The organism is Trichocoleus sp. AS-A1 (assembly GCF_039962015.1).
In the GTDB taxonomy this organism is placed as follows: Bacteria; Cyanobacteriota; Cyanobacteriia; order Cyanobacteriales; family FACHB-T130; genus FACHB-T130.
Genome location: NZ_JAMPKG010000001.1, coordinates 18,247 through 35,958, shown reverse-complemented (window position 1 = coordinate 35,958; position 17,712 = coordinate 18,247). Strand labels below are relative to the sequence as shown.

The following is a 17,712-nucleotide window of genomic DNA, read 5'->3' as shown; positions in this document are numbered from 1 at the left end:
GCGCTACAACCCTTAAGGAAATAGCAAAGTGAACACAATCTTTTTCGATTCTGATGTTAACGATGAGGTGAGGCGAAAACATCTTTTCAACGGACAGATTTTCGTCTTCTCACCCCGTCCAAGTGCGATCGCGCTGTGCGAATTAGCTCGCGAACTTACCCAAGAAGCGTTTGGTTCTCTAGATCCACGAGAAGCACAATTTAGCCTCCCCGTCGAAAAGTTTGTGGAGATTGTCGCTCCGCTCAAGCCCAGATTTATCCATCACCCCAAGTCAAAGCAGCTGATTCGGGAACTGCTAGAGGATCTTGGCTGCGAAATGAACAAAACCTATTTCGACGTTCCGCGCATGAGGGTTGTGTGTGATGGCACCTACCTCAACGCAGGGGTTGCTTATCCGCTGCACCCGCATCGTGACACCTGGTACGCTGCTCCCCTCTGCCAGATGAACTGGTGGCTTCCCATCTACGACTATGAATCCGAGAGTTCGATGGCATTTCAGCCCCGCTACTGGAGCCAGCCAGTAAAAAATGGCTCTAGCGAGTACAACCACTATGAGTGGAACCGGGAAGGGCGGAAAAACGCCGCCCAGCACATCAAGAAAGATACCCGGAAGCAGCCCCGCCCATTAGAACACGTCGATCTCGATCCGCAGATCCGAGTCGTTACCAAACCAGGCGGAATCATCCTCTTCTCTGGCGCACAGCTGCATTGGACAGTGCCCAACACCTCCGGACGCACGCGCTTTAGCATCGACTTCAGAACCGTACACCTCGACGATGTTATCGCTAAGGACGGCGCACCGAATCTCGACTCCGCGCCTCAGGGCACTACGCTCAGAGAACTCATGCGGGGTAGCGATCTCGCTCGCATTCCTGATGACATCATTGCGCTCTACGAAAACGAGCCACCACCCAGTGAGGAGGGGCTTGTGTTCCAACCTCCAGCGGAAGTCCTAAACTCTGTTCGTTAGAAGTTAACGAGCATTCAGCGAACACTTCCAGATCCAGATGATGCCCTCTTCGGTTTAGGATCTCCCCCAATCCCTTTTTAAAAGGCAATTGGGGGGATCTCCGAGAGCTGAAATGACCGACTCAGATGCACTGCCATCTGATGCAGCAACTAACAATCCTGTAAAGGTCGCTAAAATCAGTGCTAACTTTACGGATGCTGAAGCTAGTATTAAGGACGTTCGAGTTGCCCTTGATTTTTTGCAAAAGAGGCTTAAAGCTGTGAACCTCACCGATCTAAAGAGAGTTCTTAACCCTGATGAGATTGGCAACGAGATGTACCAGGTGATCTCAAAGCTATATCCGATTTGCCGCAGTATTACAGGAAATGGCTTTCGAGAAACTCTCAAGATTATTCAAGAACTCATTCCTTTAGAAATTCACGAGGTTCCGACGGGAACGGAAGTGTTCGACTGGACGGTTCCGAAGGAGTGGAATATTAAAGATGCCTACATCAAAAATTCCCAAGGTGAGCGAGTTGTAGACTTCCAAAAATCCAACTTGCACGTTGTCAATTACAGCGTGCCGGTTCGGAAAAAAATGCCGCTCCAGGAACTGAAAGAACACCTATTCACCCTACCAGATACTCCTGAGTGGATTCCTTATCGAACTTCTTATTATAAAGAAACTTGGGGCTTTTGTTTGAGCCACAAGCAATTTTTAGAACTAAAAGATGAAGAGTATGAAGTCTGCATTGATTCCTCTTTAGAACCAGGGAGCCTGACTTATGGCGAGTATTACATTAAAGGAGAAAGCCCAGACGAAGTTTTAATCTCCTGCCATGCTTGTCATCCATCTCTCTGCGACGATAATCTATCGGGTATCGCTCTGAGTACCTATTTGGCAAAACATCTCAGCTCGATTTCTCTGAGATACTCTTACCGATTTCTGTTTATTCCGGGAACGATAGGTTCCATTACTTGGCTATGTTTAAATGAAGCCCAAGCCCAAAAAATTAAACACGGATTGGTTCTAACGTGTGTGGGAGATCCAGGGAAAGTTACTTATAAGAGAAGTCGCCAAGGTGATGCCCAAATCGATAGAGCCAGCCTTCACGTTTTAAAGCATTCGGGGCAAGAACATGAAATTATTGATTTCTTCCCCTATGGCTACGATGAGCGGCAGTATTGCTCTCCGGGCTTCAATCTGGCTGTGGGTTGTTTTATGCGATCGCAGCACGGTGAGTTTCCCGAATACCACACATCGGCAGATAATCTAGATTTTGTGCAACCGCAATATCTGGCTGACTCCTTCTCTAAATGTTTGTCAATTTTCCACGTTTTGGAAGGCAATGGGACTTACTTAAATCAAAATCCTAAATGCGAGCCGAGACTGGGAAAAAGGGGTCTATATAAAGGAATTGGCGGGCAGAAAGAGGGGGCACTGAATGAAATGGCAATTTTGTGGGTTTTGAATTTAGCCGATGGCAATCATACATTGCTAGACATAGCAGACAGGTCGGGTTTAGCATTTGATGAGATTAAAAGAGCAGCAGATGCTTTACTAGAACATGATTTATTGAAAGAGTGTTTAAAATCAGCAGCCGTCAGTTGAGATTAATCCAAATCCTTGCATCCAAGATTGAATGTCAACCTTAAAAGACAAAATTGCAGTTGTAACGGGAGCGAGTAGCGGAATTGGCAAAGCGATCGCTCTCGGTTTGGCAGCACAAGGAGCAACGCTTTGCTTGGTGGGACGTAATTTAGAAGCGCTAGAGGCAGTTGCCGAAACTGCTAAAGCAACTGCATCCAAAGTTCTGCTGTATCAAGTTGACCTGACACTAGACGAAGACATTCAGCAGCTAAAAACTCGTCTTGAGCAAGATGTAGGAGAGGTTGATCTGCTCGTTCATAGTGCTGGCGTTATCACCTTAGGACACATGAAAACCGCCTCTCTGGAAGACTTTGACTGGCAGTATCGCGTCAATGTTCGCGCTCCTTATGCGCTGACACAAGCCTTATTGCCGATGCTAACAGTTCGTCAGGGTCAGATCGCTTTCCTCAACTCGACCGTGGGTTTGAATGCCAGAGGCGGTGTGGGACAATATGCTGCGACCAAGCATGCACTGAAAGCGATCGCTGACAGTCTGCGAGAAGAAGTCAACGCAGATGGCGTGGGCGTTCTCAGCATCTACCCCGGACGCACTGCTAGTCCCATGCAAGCATCGGTTCAAGAGATAGAAGGTAGAGAATATCATCCAGAACGACTTCTGCAACCAGAAGATGTAGCCGCCGTGGTACTCAATGCCCTCAGTTTGCCCCGCACCGCCGAAGTAACTGACATCAACATTCGACCTTTGAGAAAAGCTTAAATTTCCTTCAGGTTCATAGAATCAAAGACACATTTGGGTAATAACCAAAGGCTTAATAAGCGTCATAATCCTCAACTTTATGTTTTCACGAGCTGAGATATCATTTGTCTGACCTTATCTTCAGAACTTTTTATAGCATTTATAGGAGTTAAATCAGGTTTTCTATGAAAAATTACTTGATTTTCATTCTTTTAATCTTAGGGGCAGTTGGGCTAAATAGCCTTGCTGATAAATACTTAAAAAAGCGATGGAATTTATGGTTAGGCTATGGATTCCCTGTCTTACTTATGATGCTATTTTTATGGAATATTTCTAATCCACCTGCACAAAATTTATTTGCTGACTTTGACAAAGCTTATTACCCAGCAGGTCGTCTTGTACTAGAAAATCCCCCGGATTTATACCTACCGGATAAAAATTGCTTAGGACAACCTGATTGTCCGGCTGGGACTTTTGTAAATATTCCAATAATCGCCTATTTATTTACTCCTTTTTCTTTATTGAGTCAGCAAAACGCCCACGTTTTGCTGATGTTTTTAAGTGGCATTGCGCTTCTCTTCACTTACTATTTACTAATCAAGCTAGGCGAACTAACAACCGAAAAACAAAAAATCGCACTACTCGGACTCTTTGCGATTAATGGTCCTCTCTATTACAACTTGAGAGAAAGAAATTCGACTCATTTTGTCTTGTTGTTGCTAATTGCAGCTTTTTTTTGCATCCAGGCTAAACGCGAAATTTGGACGGGTGCACTCTTAGCGATCGCTGCTTTGATTAAAATTCCCTTGTTCCTTTTTGGTGTTTACTTTGTAATGAGAGGTCGATGGCGAGTAGTGGCGGGGTTTAGTGCAGCGCTACTGGCAATTGTCGGAGCATCAATCCTTTTGTTCGGAGTCGATTTGCATCAGACTTGGTTTGAGATGTGCATTCAGCCTTATGCTGGAAAGCCAATCGCCGCCTACAACAGTCAGTCACTCGATAGCTTCTTAGCTCGTTTGCTAACTGATGGTGGTCTTACCAAGTGGCTGCCTCTAGAGGTAGGATTGGGGTTCAAACTGGTGCGGTACGCATTGCTCTCACTGCTGTTTGGTGCGACTATTTGGATTTGCTGGCGCTCAAAAAAACATGTCACATTAGAAGAAGAAAATTTAGAGCTTTCTGTTGTCCTTTGTTTAGCACTGCTTACAAGTCCTATCTCTTGGACTCACTACTATCTATTGTTACTACTACCTTTATCTCTCTATCTAGGCAACAAATTAGCAGTCCCTAATAAACGGCTTTGGTCTAGCCTAATAATATTAGGCATTTTATTGATATCGTTGCCTGTTACCTATACTCTGGCTTACTTCAAACCAGCAAATGCTCAATTTCTCAGTTTTTTAGTATCCAGGGTATTTATCTCTCATTACTTCTTCGGCGGCATCTTACTACTGGGAGTCTTATTGGCTGCTCGACGGCAGAATTCAAAACGCTTTCAGCAATCTCAAAGTAGTGTTGGGTCTTTGAGACCCTGCTTTGTGACCATGCTTTATGGCATTAATTCTTAAGGTGTCAGTATGATTGTTTTTGTTATACCGCTCAAAAGTCAGCAATCTTCAAATTCTTGGGAGCGCGTTCTTAAGTTATTTGAAAGATGTATCAAGTCAATCTGCAATCAAACTTCACCCGATTTTAGGGTGATTGTTGTTTGTCATAAAAATCCACATATTGACTTTAATCATCCTCAGATCACATACATTGAAGTAGATTTACCACCGCCAAATACAGCTTTAAAAACAGTGGCTTTGGAGAAATGGAAAGATCGAGATTTGACATTTAAGCGTCTGGACAAGTTGCGAAAGGTTCTGACGGGATTTATATATGCTCAACAGCTAAAGCCGTCTTATATAATGACCGTTGATGCCGATGACTGTGTAAGTAAACATTTGGCAGAATTTGTCAATCAGCATCCACAATCTAATGGATGGTATGTGGATAAGGGGTATATATATCAGGATGGCAGCCGATTGATATATTCCAAAAAATATGCCTTCAATAGATCGTGCGGAACCTGCCGAATTGTCCGGTACGATTTGTATGATTTGCCTGAAAAGGTGGAAGATGCTAATCTAGCTTTCCTTATCCATATTGATTCTCATAAATCAATTGAGATAAAGAAAGGAGTAAGACTCAAGCAATTGCCCTTTGAAGGTGCTGTTTATATTATTGGAAATGGAGAAAATATATATCAGACAGGTTTCGACACCTTCTTTGGTGCTAAGGCGGGAATCACGTTAAGCCTCCGATCTCGGATAAGAGAAGCCTTCAATTATCGATTTATAACGAAATCAATTCGTAGCGAATTTGGCTTATATAAACTGAACTAGCAATTCTAAATAAGCCTTACAAGGAAAAATAGTTATAAAGCAATTTATTCATTTGATAGGTTGCGCGATCGCATCACTTCTTTTTCGCAGACGTCCCAAAAATAGAGAATAATATTCACTAAGCCTAATATTTTGCTTCCATCTTCTAAAATAACTGGAGTTCCTTCACCCTTAATAGGCAATAAGTCTGCCATACCTGAGATTATAAATAAACTAAAACCGACTAGCAACAGAATATAGGGTGTTGATAATATTCTGCGCCAAAATGCAACGATATAGCTCACTAAACCAAGACCGTATAGGGAATACATAATTACCTTTGGGATACCCACTAATAAATCCAGCGTCAACGTGAGCCGAAATATATCATCCAATAGAAAAATAGTCAGCGCGATCGCAGAGAAGAGGATAAAGGGATCGCCTTTGTGACTATGACGAATTCTTTTTAGTAAGGTAAAGCTAAATAAACAGATCGTTAAAGAGATGCACCAGAGGATTTCTGAAAAGTGAGTGAAAAGAGCCAGGTAAGGGATGTCTTTACGAAAAGGTTCAGCAAATAGAAGTTTTATGAAATTAACTCTGGCATAGTAGTCTGAACCGTAGTAGGTGCCTGCCATTTTGACATAGACTGTCATTCCCAGAAACAGTAACAGCACTAGACCATTAAAAACGAGAACGGAGCGGTCTTCTAGGATTTGCTTTTTGAGGTCTTGCCAGATTTTTTTTATTTGATAATTCCGCATTTTCATTCAAGCTAGTTGTGATTATTTTATAATAGAAAAACATAACAGACTTAAATAATTAAGTTTTTGTACATTTTTATGTATTTGAGTATAAATAAATTTTAGCAAACGAGTCCAGGGAACCGGGAAATATGTTTGATTTATCTTTGGACTGAAGCTTTCTGTATTTCAAGGAATACAGTAGACGAATAGATAGCTTGAGCATCTGAAAAGAGTTGGAAGAACAAAGGGTTGGGAAGACAATCAAGCGAAATTATGTAATCTAGTCCTTGGGTCAGCTTAAATTATGTTCGTTTTATCGTTACTGTTTATTTTTGCATTAGGATTAGTATGCCTCAACCTAAAATATTTAAAGGATCGTTAGGTTATTGTCTTTAGTTCCGGCTTGGGAACCGCGTTAAGAAAGTCGGTATAGTAATTGACAGCTTCTCGCATGGCTGCTGTTACATATCTGAGCTTTTAGGGAACGCTAAAATATAACCTCAATGAGGTAAGTCTTTTAGTTTGGTTTCGGTATAGTTTTTGTCTTGCATTAAGGTAATAAAGAGAAGGAGTAACTACCTATGGCAACGAGCATCATGCAGCGTAATAATGTCCAAATGCTGGGTGATGGCAGCCAGACAATTATCTTTGCCCACGGTTTTGGCTCGGATCAGACGGCTTGGCGACATCAGGTAGCAGCCTTCGCGCCTAATTTTCGCATTGTGCTGTTCGACCATGTAGGGGGAGGTAAGTCAGATTTTTCTGCCTATAGTCCGCGCCGCTACAGCAGCTTATACAGCTATGCTGAGGATTTGCTGGATTTATGTGCCGAGTTAAAGTTAACCAAGAGCATCTTGGTGGGGCACTCGGTCAGTGGGATGGTTAGTTTACTGGCAGCATTAGTCGAGCCTGATTGCTTCAGCCAACTGATCTTTCTAGATGCGTCCCCCCGTTATCTCAACGATGACGGATATGTTGGTGGCTTCGAGCAGTCTGACTTAGATACGCTCTATGCAGCCATGTCAACCAACTACTATGCTTGGGCTAGCGGTTTTGCGCCGATCGCAATGGCTACTCAGGATAAACCTGAATTGGCAGCGGAGTTTGCTAATACGCTAGCTGCTATCCGTCCAGATATCGCGCAAGCGGTCGCTAAAGTGATTTTCCAGTCTGACCACCGAGATGATTTACCACGATTGAATGTACCGACTGTGATTTTACAGGCAAGCGATGATATTGCCGTACCGCCTGAAGTTGGTCAGTACATGGCAGATAAAATTCCTCAAGGTAAGCTGATGAATATCGCTGCTAGAGGACACTTACCGCATATCAGCGCTCCCGACGTGGTAACGAGTGCAATTGCCCAATGTATCGCCGCTTAAACTTAAATCTTCTTCGATCGCGGTTGCTGCTTTGTCCTCCTGACCGACTACCGACCTTTAGAGCCGTCCTAATCTGGCTAACCCTCTTTTTCATCGGACTGGGCGTGCTGGATGGATGGAAGCCTATGCAGATGGTCGCCCCAGTCATCTTGATAATATGCACGCTTCTGCCCCTACCAGCGGTGCAAGTCGCTCCCGCCGCAGGGCTTTGCATTCTGTTCTTGGGACTGCTGCATGGTGATTTGCGGCTAACCCGCCAGTCACTTGAGCTGGGCAGTGTGGCTGTGTTTGGAACGCTTGTAGGCTCTTTTCTGCGGGGAATCGAGTGGCGGTTGGCGTCCCAATCGGTGCTGAGTACTCTTACTAATACCGATACTAGAAATTCTCCCGATATACCGATCCGGCAAGCCCTGATTTTACTGCGGGAGTTTGTTTGTGCCGACGCAGCGATCGCGCTACGCCAACTTGATGATGTCACAGCTGAAGCCTTGGTGTGTATTCCCCAGCAGGCGCTGCCAGATCAACTGACAACGCCCACCTTGTTTGAGAAAGCGATCGCTCAAAATCGCTGTCTCTACTATCCAAACTACCCCGCTACTCCCGGTGCTTCTCATGTCTTGGTCGCTAAAGGGACTCAATCCCTCGCCATCCTTCCATTTCAGTATCCCGGTAGGGGCACGACTTTATCAGCGCCCCATAGCGGTGCAATTTTGCTGATCTGGCATCGCCAGACCAATATCTCCCCACGTCTGCGTCAATTTATTGAGTCGCTACTTGGCGAGTTACGCACCCTTCTACAGTTCAGCGATACCACCTTGCGGCTGGAGAATCTACAAGCCCGCTTCGGTGCCATGTTAGAGACAATCCATCAGGGAGTGGTATTCGTAGATGAAAGTGGGGAGCAAGGGTGGATCAATCAAGCCGCTGCCGAGCAACTGGGACTCACCCCAGGGGCTGTAGAACCCCCCGTGCTAGCTCAGGCGATGGCATTGCTACGCACGAGCGCTGATAATCAACAGGAAATCGTGGCGCAGGCAGCAAAGTTTTTTTCCCAACCTCAAGCAGTCATTCGCAACTGGATCTGGGTGTTCAAAGGCGACACGCCAAAAACCCTAAGTATCTCTAGCACGGCGACGCAGATACACGACGTGCCCGGTCGCCTCTGGATATTCGATGATATTACCGAGCGATATTTCGCGCAACTGGCACTCGTCGAGCGTACTCAGGAATTATCCCAGGCGAATTTGGAACTGGAAAAGGCAAAAGCAGCAGCTGAAGCAGCGACTCGCATTAAGAGCCAATTCCTCGCCAATATGAGCCACGAAATCCGCACCCCGATGAATGCAATTATCGGCATGACGGGACTGCTACTCAACACTGAGTTAACTCCTCAGCAGCGAGATTTTGTGGAAACAACCCAAAGCAGTGGCGATGCATTGCTAACGCTAATCAACGACATTCTTGACCTTTCTAAAATTGAGTCAGGCAAGCTGGAATTAGAAAAGCATTCTTTTAATTTGCGAGTTTGTGTTGAAGAAGCCCTCGATTTATTAGCTTTCAAAGCAGCCCAAAAAAATCTGGAATTAGCATATTTAATTCATCCGGGAACCCCGCTCTCGATTGTGGGAGATGCCAGCCGGTTGCGCCAAATTTTAGTAAATTTGCTTAGTAATGCGGTCAAGTTTACTCAAACTGGAGAGGTAATTGTATCGGTCAGTGCAAAAGAGGCGATCGCTCAGGAAGAATCGGAAATCAGTCACGAGCCAACCCACGCATTGCCCGATTACCAAATCCAATTTGCGGTTAAAGACACCGGCATTGGGATTCCCGCCAACCGGATAGACCGCCTGTTCAAATCTTTCAGTCAAGTCGATGCTTCCACAACTCGCCAGTATGGGGGAACCGGGTTGGGACTCGCGATTAGCAATCATCTGAGCGAAATGATGGGCGGTCAGATGTGGGTCGAGAGTATGGGAGCGATCGCGGGAAATCCTCCTTCTAACTGGCAACCTACAATAAAAAAAGATCCGGGTGCAAAGAGCAACCCTGAATTTCATTCTCCCCTTCAAGAAGGCGAAAGCGTTGCGGCAAAACCGCTAGGGCCTACATCCCCTGCTACGCTCTCGGTCGCTAACAGCCCTCATCCAGACGTAGGCTCTACTTTTTATTTCACCATTGTTGCGGCATCAGCTCCCAATGTCTCTGCGATCGCTTCTCAAAATCCTCAACCTCAGTTAGATGAAAAGCGGCTCCTAATCGTGGATGATAACGCTACAAATCGCCAAATATTGACGCTACAAGCCCAATCTTGGGGAATGCTGACTTGGGCGGCTGAATCTGGTTTTGAAGCCCTCGACTGGCTGAACTTAGGGGAACCGTTTGATATCGCCATTCTAGATATGCAAATGCCACACATGGATGGTCTGACTTTAGCGGCTAAAATCCGTCAGCTGCCTAACTATGAAAAATTACCCTTAATTGTGTTGACCTCCATCGACAGGCCAGAAAGGAGTCATGATGTCCAAGCCGTCGATTTCGCGGCATTCCTCACCAAACCCGTTAAACAATCCCATCTCTATAATGTCTTGAGCCATATCTTGGGGGAACAGCCGATCCAGGTAAAGCCCTCGCGCTCAAATCTACCGGCAATAAATCCCCAAAGAGGGGCACAATTTCCCCTGCGGATTCTGTTAGCAGAAGACAATATTGTGAATCAAAAGGTAGCCTTGTATTTACTATCACAGATGGGCTATCGAGCAGATATTGCGAGTAATGGATTAGAAGTGCTAGAAGCTCTACATCGCCAATCCTATGACGTGGTACTGATGGATGTGCAGATGCCAGAAATGGATGGATTGACAGCGACTCGCCGCATCATTGGGGAATGGTTGCCTGCTTCTCGTCCCCGCATCATTGCTATGACAGCGAATGCGATGCAAGGAGATCGGGAAGAATGTCTAAAGGCAGGCATGGATGACTACCTAAGCAAACCGATCCGAACCGAGGAACTCATCCAAGCTTTGAGCAAGTGTCAGCCTTTAAGTGAGGCTGAGGAACCAGGATTGTTAGCGAAGCAGCACGTTAGCGAATCCAAGAGCGATCGCGCCTTAGTCCAGACTGAGGAAGAAATAGACAGTAGAAGAATTCCCCCCGTCATCCCGTCACCCCCGCACCCCTCTCTTCCGACTCCCCAACTCAGTCTTCAGCCCTCAGTCCTCAGTCCTTCTATCGACAGTAGAAGAATTCCCCCCGTCATCCCATCACCTCCACACCCCTCCCTTCCGACTCCCCAACTCAGTCCTCAGCCCTCTGTCCTCAGCACTTCTATTGATGCCAAAGTATTGCAATCATTTCGCAAAATGGTCGGTGAAGAAGATGCCGAGGCGATTTTAGGAGAGATGATCGATTGCTACCTCGACGATGCGCCAAAACTCTTGGAAGCGATCGCGATCGCAGTTGCCCAAGCAAATGCACCCCAGTTGCAACGCACCGCTCACACCCTCAAGTCAAGCAGTGCCACCCTAGGTGCCACAACCCTCGCCCAACTCTGTAAAGAGTTAGAAATCATGGCTCGGACTGGAAATATTAAAAATGCATTAGACAAATTGCCGCAGCTTGAAGCTGAGTATGAACAAGTTAAGGCGGATTTGCACTCTCAACGCCAGCCAAATTAGCTATGAACACCACCGACGCTAATCAACATACTCCCCTCATCCTCGTCGTAGATGACGACAAATTCATGCGGCTTCAACTTCGCCGAGCGATGGAACAAGCCGGATACGAGGTAGCAGAAGCAAGCGACGGAGAGGAAGGTTTAGCCGCCTACACGCGCCTACACCCAGATATTGTGCTGCTGGATGCCATGATGCCAGTGATGGATGGTTTTACCTGCTGTCATCTATTGCGTACCCTTCCAGAGGGTGATTCTCGTGGAGAGAAGTTTGGCGATTCTCCTACAGCGACGGGAACTGCTGAAAAAAGTCGCCCCCCTGGAGGATCGCGGAACACACCCGTATTGATGATTACGGCTCTTGAAGATCAAGAATCGGTCGATCAAGCATTTGAGGCAGGTGCCATCGATTACATTACCAAGCCGATTCACTGGGCAGTTCTGCGCCAGCGCGTGCGTCGTGTCCTCCAAGCTAGCCAAGCAACAGAGGAATTGCGACAGCAAACTGAGCGGGCACAAATGAGCGAGGAGCGACTAAGGTTAGCCCTAGAAGCTGCCCACATGGGCACCTGGGACTGGAATATCCATAACGGCAAAGTTGTTTTCTCCGCAACCGCAGAAGCGAATTTTGGTCTTCCCCCAGGTTCCTTTGACGGCACCTATCAAAGCTTCCTCACCAAAATCCATCCTCAAGACCTAGAATTAGTCACTCAAGCTTTAGTACGCCCCGTGGAAGAAGGGGCGGACTATGACATCGAATACCGGATTATTTGGTCGGATGGTAGCGTTCATTGGATAGCCAGCAAAGGTCAAGTTTATTACGACCAAACCGGCAAACCCATCCGTGTGAACGGCATCAACATGGACATCACCGAGCGCAAGCACTCGGAACAAAAAATTTGCGAACAAGCGGCTCTACTGGATATCGCCACAGATGCAATTCTGGTTCAAAATCTAGACAACCAAATCTTATTTTGGAACCAAGGTGCGGAACGTCTCTATGGCTGGAAGCAAGAAGAAGCCCTCGGCAATAACACTGCTGAGCTGTTGCATAAGCAAATTTCACTAAAACTTCGAGCCGCCCAAAAAACTCTCATCGAGGAAGGAGAGTGGTATGGGGAGTTGTATCAAATGACCAAATCTGGTCGAGAAATCATTGTTGAAAGTCGCTGGACGCTCGTGCGCGATGAGGCGGAAAACCCAAAAGCAATTCTGATTGTCAACACCAATATAACCGAAAAAAAACAACTAGAAAGGCAGTTTCTCCGCGCTCAGCGTATGGAAAGCTTAGGAACGCTGGCTAGCGGCATTGCCCACGATTTAAACAATGTGCTAGCGCCTATTTTGATGTCAGTTCAACTTCTGCAAATCAAGATCCAGGATCGCCAGAGTCAACAGCTGCTTTCCATCCTCGAAACGAATGCCAAACGTGGAGCTGATTTAGTTAAACAGGTGCTTTCTTTTGCGCGAGGCATGGAAGGCGAACGGACAAATCTCCAAGTCGGGCACCTAATTTACGAGATTGCGAAGATCGCAAATGAAACTTTCCCTAAATCAATCGAGATTCATACGCATATCCAGACAAGAGAGCTGTGGCCTGTTTCTGGCGATGCTACTCAACTACATCAGGTACTCATCAATCTTTGCGTCAATGCTCGTGATGCCATGCCAGATGGCGGGACGTTGAAGATTTCCGCCGACAATACAGTAATTGATGAAAACTATGCCAGGATGAACTCAGGTGCAAAAGTGGGTGCCCATATTGTGATTAGTGTCTCTGATAGTGGAGTGGGAATGCCTACTGAGATGCTTGATAGAATCTTTGAGCCATTTTTCACAACTAAAGAAATTGGCAAAGGTACGGGTCTGGGTCTTTCAACTGTTCTTGGCATCATCAAAAGCCACGGTGGTTTTTTGAATGTATATAGCGAAGTGGGAAAAGGCACAGAATTTAAGATCTACTTGCCAGCAATCGAGGGAGAATTAACATCGCAAGCTCTAAAAAAACCATCTAATCTGTTAACTGGAAACGGCGAGTGTATTCTGGTTGTTGATGACGAAGCTTCAATTTCTCAAGTGACTCAAGCATCTCTAGAAACTTATGGCTATAAAGTTTTAACTGCGAGCGATGGGATTGAGGCAGTCGTACTGTATGCCCAGCATAAAACGGAAATTAGTGTTGTACTCCTCGATATGATGATGCCGTCTATGGACGGGCCAACAACGATTCGCACGCTACAAAAAATTAACCCGCAAGTTAAAATTATTGCGGTTAGCGGACTCTTATCTAACGATAGGGTGAGTGAGCTGGCTCGCGCTGGGGTCACAACCGTTTTGTCAAAACCCTACACTACAGAAGAGTTGTTGAAAGCCTTACATGAGGTAATTATCTAATGCAAGACTTAACAGCAACTGCTCAACTGATGCCATACTTCCTCTGCATGACTTCCTGACGACAAACGTGCCAAAAGTAAAATGCGATATTGAGGATTCCCAGTAACTTCGTGCCATCTTCTAGCATTGCCGGAGTACCATTTCCTTTGATGTGCAAGATGTCCACTAAGCCAGAAATGCCAAATAAGATACCCGCAATTATCAGCAATACATAAGGCGTTGATAAAAGTTTGCGCCAGAAGCATAAACCATAAGCGATCGCGCCAGTACCGTATACTAAGTACATCACCCCTTTGGGCACCTTAGCTACATCTCTCAAAATTAAGGTAATCCGAAATAAATCGTCGGCTAATAAAACAAAAATCCCAATCGCAGAACATAAGATAAATAGATTTGCTTTGCGATTGGGAGAAATTATGTTTAGCAAGCTAAAGCTAAACAAACAAACTGTACCTGAAAGGCACCATAACACTTCAGAGACACTCGTTAATAAGCCGTAGTAGGGTCGTCGGATTGAGAAGGGGTCGGCAAAAAGAAATTCAATGCCTTGACCTTTTCCCAGAAATTTTGCGTAAACTGACAGTGCCAAAAATACTAATACAGTTCCGCCATTCAAGAAGAGGATCAGGCGATCGGCTTCTATTTGCTTCTTACTTTCTTGCAAGATTTTATTAAATACGTGAAGCTGCATTCTTATTCAAATCAGTTATCACCTATTTAACATAGCTGATAACTGATTGTACCGGCTACAGTTTAAATAGAAGCCGTTCTGTAGGTTACAACTTCTTGAGGCACGGTAGGAGCCTGAGAATTGATTTTTCTGGAATAAGTAACTCTTGCTAAAGAACTCCAGGCGGCAAGTGAAAACATTGCCGGATATGCCATCTTGAGTGCCATTAAGATTTTTCCTTGCTTGAGTCCTACCAAACTCCAATGCAGTTTGAGAAACGCCTTAATTTCCTCAAGTTTCGGAATAGACGAGCGATATTTTTCATGCACTAACGGGTAGATTCTTTCCTTGATTAAGATATTGGTTTCTAACCGTTTTTGCAGTGAAAACTTCTGATTGCATCCACCCGGCCATAATGTCCGGAAGGTAAGATACTGATTAACAAATGCGGCATCCCCATATTGGGCAATTTTCACCCAAGAGTCGATGTCATCGCAGTTACCATCTAAAGCCGAATCCCAACCGCCTGACTTGAGAAAGGCATCTTTTTTGAAAGCAACTTGAACGGGTGTCCCAAAAGGAACTACTTCCATCAACATCCCGTAGTGGATATCCTCTTGTTTCACGTAAAATAGTTTGCCAGGACCGCTCGGCTTGGTGCGGGTAACTTCTTCACCATTGACATCAACTTGAACGGCTTGACACGAGCAAATCGCTGCTTGAGGACGTTGAGCGATCGCTTTTACCATTTCCCAGACACAGTTGGGTGCCAGATAGTCATCATCATCCAGCGGTTTGATCCAGTCTCCGGTTGCCACGGCAACCCCAGCATTTACGGTAGCCGAGTGACCGCTATTGACTGGGTTGCGGTAGTAAACTACGCGATCGCCCAAGCTGCGGACGTATTCTTCGGTACCGTCCGTGGAACAGTCATCTGCTACTACCACTTCGCAAGGCATCGTTTGTGCTAGCGCTGATTCAATCGCCCGCCGCAGCAGCGGTAAACGATTATAGGTTGTAATTACGATGCTAAATTTCAGCATATAGAGCAGCTCCTGATCCGTTATAAAGTTATTTGTTATCAGCGCAGCTTTCTACTTAAGCCACAAAAGTCAGGTACTTTTTCAATCCGTTCGTTTACTTTTTCAGCCCTTAGGGGGATGAATTAGCCGATTTTACTTACGTAAGTACACTAACATCCACCCGTAGATAGAGAATAGACTTGCAAAAATTATCCGTATAAACACTTATCTTAAGCAATTTTTTTGAAGAAAGCATCAAGATAAGGTGAAGAAAATGTATATCCCGGATAATCTTCTTAAAGTTTTCGTAAAGATATCGGCAACCCGCTATCAATTCATCGGTTTGTATCATTAAATACAAACAAATTTCACAAAAGACGAGATCGCTCGAAAACCCGATTTTACAGTATCAACTATAAACTCACCGTGCTTTTAAGGATGATAACTTCGGCAGGTTTTGGGGAACTCAGTTAAGGAAAGAAGTTTCTATTGCTGTTAGAGACGCTGCCGCCAGTGAGTCGGAGCGATGTCCCATCATCTGCTTTTACAGGCAGCTATAGTGGGAAAAGTGCCAAAGCCTACAGCACGCTGCGCTTACCGCGTAGCGATACTTGTAGGGGTTATCGTCGCCTAACCATCATGAGCGAATTCCCAGATTTTTCCGATTTAGGCTATCAAATGGAAAGAGAGCTAGGGCACAACCCTTGCGGGGGTCGAGTTACTTACCTGGCAAGCCGTACCAATACACAGCAGCGCGTCGTTATCAAGCAATTTCAATTTGCCCATTCGGGTGCCCGCTGGTCAGACTATCAAGCTTACGAGCAAGAAATTAAGGTGCTACAGCAGCTGAACTCACCCAGCATTCCCCAGTACCTCGATTCCTTTGAAACTCCCACTGGCTTTTGTCTAGTTCAAGAATATAAACCAGCTCCCTCTGTGTCTACATCGCGTCACTTTCCCCCAGAGGAAGTCAAGCAAATTGCCATTGCCCTGTTAGAAGTTTTAGTCTACTTACAACAGCAAAATCCCCCGATTATCCATCGAGATATTAAGCCGGAAAATATCTTAGTGGATGAACAATTGAAGGTTTACCTGGTAGATTTTGGCTTGGCTCGCATCGGAGGTGGGGAAGTCGCCGCCAGCAGTACCGTCAAAGGCACGTTGGGATTTATGCCGCCAGAACAGGTGTTCAATCGCCAACTCACCCAAGCATCTGACTTATATAGTCTCGGCGCGACGCTGATTTGCTTGCTTACCCAAACCAAATCTACTGGAATTGGCAATTTAGTTGATGAAGCTTATCGGATCGATTTTAAGCAGATGGTGCCGCATCTGAGTCGGCAATTTGTAGACTGGCTCTCAAAAATGACGGCACCCAGCCTCAAAAATCGCTTCGAGCGTGCAGCGGATGCCCTAGAAGCTCTGAGGTCGATTGATGTTCGCCGCCGCGTACTCAAGCCAAGTGATATTGTCCGCTATGCCAAGGCATTCGGAACTCTAGACCGTCCCACAAAAACCAAGATTCTCGCCGCTGGATTATTGCTAACATCTCTGGGATTTGCCACGCTCGAAGACAGACCCAGTTTAGTCAAAGCGGATCTCGTCAGGCAGTTGTTGGAAACTAACCACTGTGACAGATGCGACTTAAGCCATGCTCATCTGAGTCGAGCTGATTTGAGTAACGCTTATCTAACGGGTGCCAACCTTCGGGAAGCCTATCTCAGGGGTGCTAACCTCATTGGTGCCGACTTGACGGGTGCCGACCTCCGGAATGCTTACCTGGTAGTTGCCGATTTAACCATTGTTAAGTTCAGGGGTGCCAACCTCGAAGGTGCCGACCTTCAGGATGCTTATTTGGGGAGTGCCGACCTTAGAGGAGTCAAACTCAGGGATGCCAATCTGGAAGCGGCTGACCTAGAGGGTGCCGACTTGACGGGTGCTGACCTCAGGGGAGCGAACCTCAAAGATGCCAACTTAGAGGGTGTCACGATCACCGGAGCCAAGCTGACAGACACCATCATGCCCGATGGCTCAATTCATCGATAGGGCAATGCAAGTGGTTCCAACGAGCGATATGGATGATAGCAAAAACAGAGCGATCGCATCCGTTACTTTTGCAGCCATCTGTTATAAAAGACTCACCACCTACATCTATCGATAGGTAG

At 45.8% G+C, this 17,712-nt stretch carries 13 protein-coding genes; 10 read left to right on the top strand and 3 right to left on the bottom strand.

Annotated elements, in window-relative coordinates; genetic code table 11:
• The first annotated feature begins 28 nt into the window (after positions 1–28).
• The 5 genes from NC994_RS00150 to NC994_RS00130 all read left to right on the top strand — a co-directional run bounded on the left by NC994_RS00150 (position 29) and on the right by NC994_RS00130 (position 5,684).
• Entirely contained in the window at positions 29–970 is a 942-nt protein-coding gene (locus tag NC994_RS00150; protein WP_190412207.1) for a hypothetical protein, read from the top strand.
• 313 nt (positions 971–1,283) lie between these two features.
• Positions 1,284–2,561, top strand: coding sequence for a DUF4910 domain-containing protein (locus tag NC994_RS00145; RefSeq protein ID WP_190436587.1), 1,278 nt, complete (start codon positions 1,284–1,286; stop codon positions 2,559–2,561).
• A gap of 31 nt (positions 2,562–2,592) precedes the next feature.
• A complete protein-coding gene (locus NC994_RS00140) occupies positions 2,593–3,318 on the top strand; it encodes an SDR family oxidoreductase (protein WP_190436045.1) in 726 nt (241 codons plus the stop codon).
• 287 nt (positions 3,319–3,605) lie between these two features.
• A complete protein-coding gene (locus tag NC994_RS00135) occupies positions 3,606–4,865 on the top strand; it encodes a glycosyltransferase family 87 protein (RefSeq protein ID WP_190668175.1) in 1,260 nt (419 codons plus the stop codon).
• Between the two features lie 9 nt (positions 4,866–4,874).
• Positions 4,875–5,684, top strand: coding sequence for a glycosyltransferase family A protein (locus NC994_RS00130; RefSeq protein WP_190436039.1), 810 nt, complete (start codon positions 4,875–4,877; stop codon positions 5,682–5,684).
• 44 nt (positions 5,685–5,728) lie between these two features.
• Here NC994_RS00130 and NC994_RS00125 read toward each other — a convergent pair whose 3' ends face one another.
• On the bottom strand, positions 5,729–6,427 hold the full coding sequence (locus NC994_RS00125; protein WP_190436036.1) for a hypothetical protein: 699 nt from the start codon (positions 6,425–6,427) through the stop codon (positions 5,729–5,731).
• Positions 6,428–6,990: 563 nt separating this feature from the next.
• On the opposite strand from NC994_RS00125, the gene NC994_RS00120 reads away from it, so the two are divergent.
• Genes NC994_RS00120 through NC994_RS00110 form a run of 3 tightly spaced genes read left to right on the top strand, consistent with a single transcriptional unit; the run spans position 6,991 to position 13,855 of the window.
• Complete coding sequence (locus NC994_RS00120; RefSeq protein WP_190412211.1) at positions 6,991–7,791, top strand: alpha/beta hydrolase; 801 nt, start codon at positions 6,991–6,993, stop codon at positions 7,789–7,791.
• Positions 7,776–11,465, top strand: a complete 3,690-nt coding sequence (locus NC994_RS00115; RefSeq protein ID WP_242030606.1) for a response regulator — start codon at positions 7,776–7,778, stop codon at positions 11,463–11,465. The genes NC994_RS00120 and NC994_RS00115 overlap by 16 nt, the downstream gene beginning before the upstream one ends.
• A 2-nt stretch (positions 11,466–11,467) precedes the next feature.
• Positions 11,468–13,855 carry a response regulator gene (locus NC994_RS00110; RefSeq protein WP_190436035.1) on the top strand — a complete coding sequence of 796 codons (2,388 nt, stop codon included), beginning with the start codon at positions 11,468–11,470 and terminating at the stop codon, positions 13,853–13,855.
• Between the two features lie 22 nt (positions 13,856–13,877).
• On the opposite strand, the gene NC994_RS00105 is transcribed toward NC994_RS00110, so the two are convergent.
• A complete protein-coding gene (locus NC994_RS00105) occupies positions 13,878–14,546 on the bottom strand; it encodes a hypothetical protein (RefSeq protein ID WP_190412213.1) in 669 nt (222 codons plus the stop codon).
• Between the two features lie 62 nt (positions 14,547–14,608).
• The gene (locus NC994_RS00100) at positions 14,609–15,565 is read right to left on the bottom strand and encodes a glycosyltransferase (RefSeq protein ID WP_190436580.1); all 957 of its coding nucleotides are present in this window, start codon (positions 15,563–15,565) and stop codon (positions 14,609–14,611) included.
• Positions 15,566–16,036: 471 nt separating this feature from the next.
• On the opposite strand from NC994_RS00100, the gene NC994_RS00095 reads away from it, so the two are divergent.
• Positions 16,037–17,593 carry a serine/threonine-protein kinase gene (locus NC994_RS00095; RefSeq protein ID WP_242030605.1) on the top strand — a complete coding sequence of 519 codons (1,557 nt, stop codon included), beginning with the start codon at positions 16,037–16,039 and terminating at the stop codon, positions 17,591–17,593.
• Entirely contained in the window at positions 17,574–17,708 is a 135-nt protein-coding gene (locus NC994_RS00090) for a hypothetical protein (RefSeq protein WP_277879700.1), read from the top strand. Before NC994_RS00095 ends, NC994_RS00090 begins: the two co-directional genes overlap by 20 nt.
• Positions 17,709–17,712 lie beyond the last annotated feature (4 nt).

Coding starts and splice junctions, on each gene's coding strand:
- NC994_RS00145 (WP_190436587.1), top strand. CDS start 1,284: ATGTACCAGGTGATCTCAAAGCTATATCCGATTTGCCGCAGTATTACA.
- NC994_RS00135 (WP_190668175.1), top strand. CDS start 3,606: ATGATGCTATTTTTATGGAATATTTCTAATCCACCTGCACAAAATTTA.
- NC994_RS00125 (WP_190436036.1), bottom strand. CDS start 6,427: ATGCGGAATTATCAAATAAAAAAAATCTGGCAAGACCTCAAAAAGCAA.
- NC994_RS00105 (WP_190412213.1), bottom strand. CDS start 14,546: ATGCAGCTTCACGTATTTAATAAAATCTTGCAAGAAAGTAAGAAGCAA.
- NC994_RS00115 (WP_242030606.1), top strand. CDS start 7,776: ATGTATCGCCGCTTAAACTTAAATCTTCTTCGATCGCGGTTGCTGCTT.
- NC994_RS00140 (WP_190436045.1), top strand. CDS start 2,593: ATGTCAACCTTAAAAGACAAAATTGCAGTTGTAACGGGAGCGAGTAGC.
- NC994_RS00120 (WP_190412211.1), top strand. CDS start 6,991: ATGGCAACGAGCATCATGCAGCGTAATAATGTCCAAATGCTGGGTGAT.
- NC994_RS00090 (WP_277879700.1), top strand. CDS start 17,574: ATGGCTCAATTCATCGATAGGGCAATGCAAGTGGTTCCAACGAGCGAT.
- NC994_RS00130 (WP_190436039.1), top strand. CDS start 4,875: ATGATTGTTTTTGTTATACCGCTCAAAAGTCAGCAATCTTCAAATTCT.
- NC994_RS00110 (WP_190436035.1), top strand. CDS start 11,468: ATGAACACCACCGACGCTAATCAACATACTCCCCTCATCCTCGTCGTA.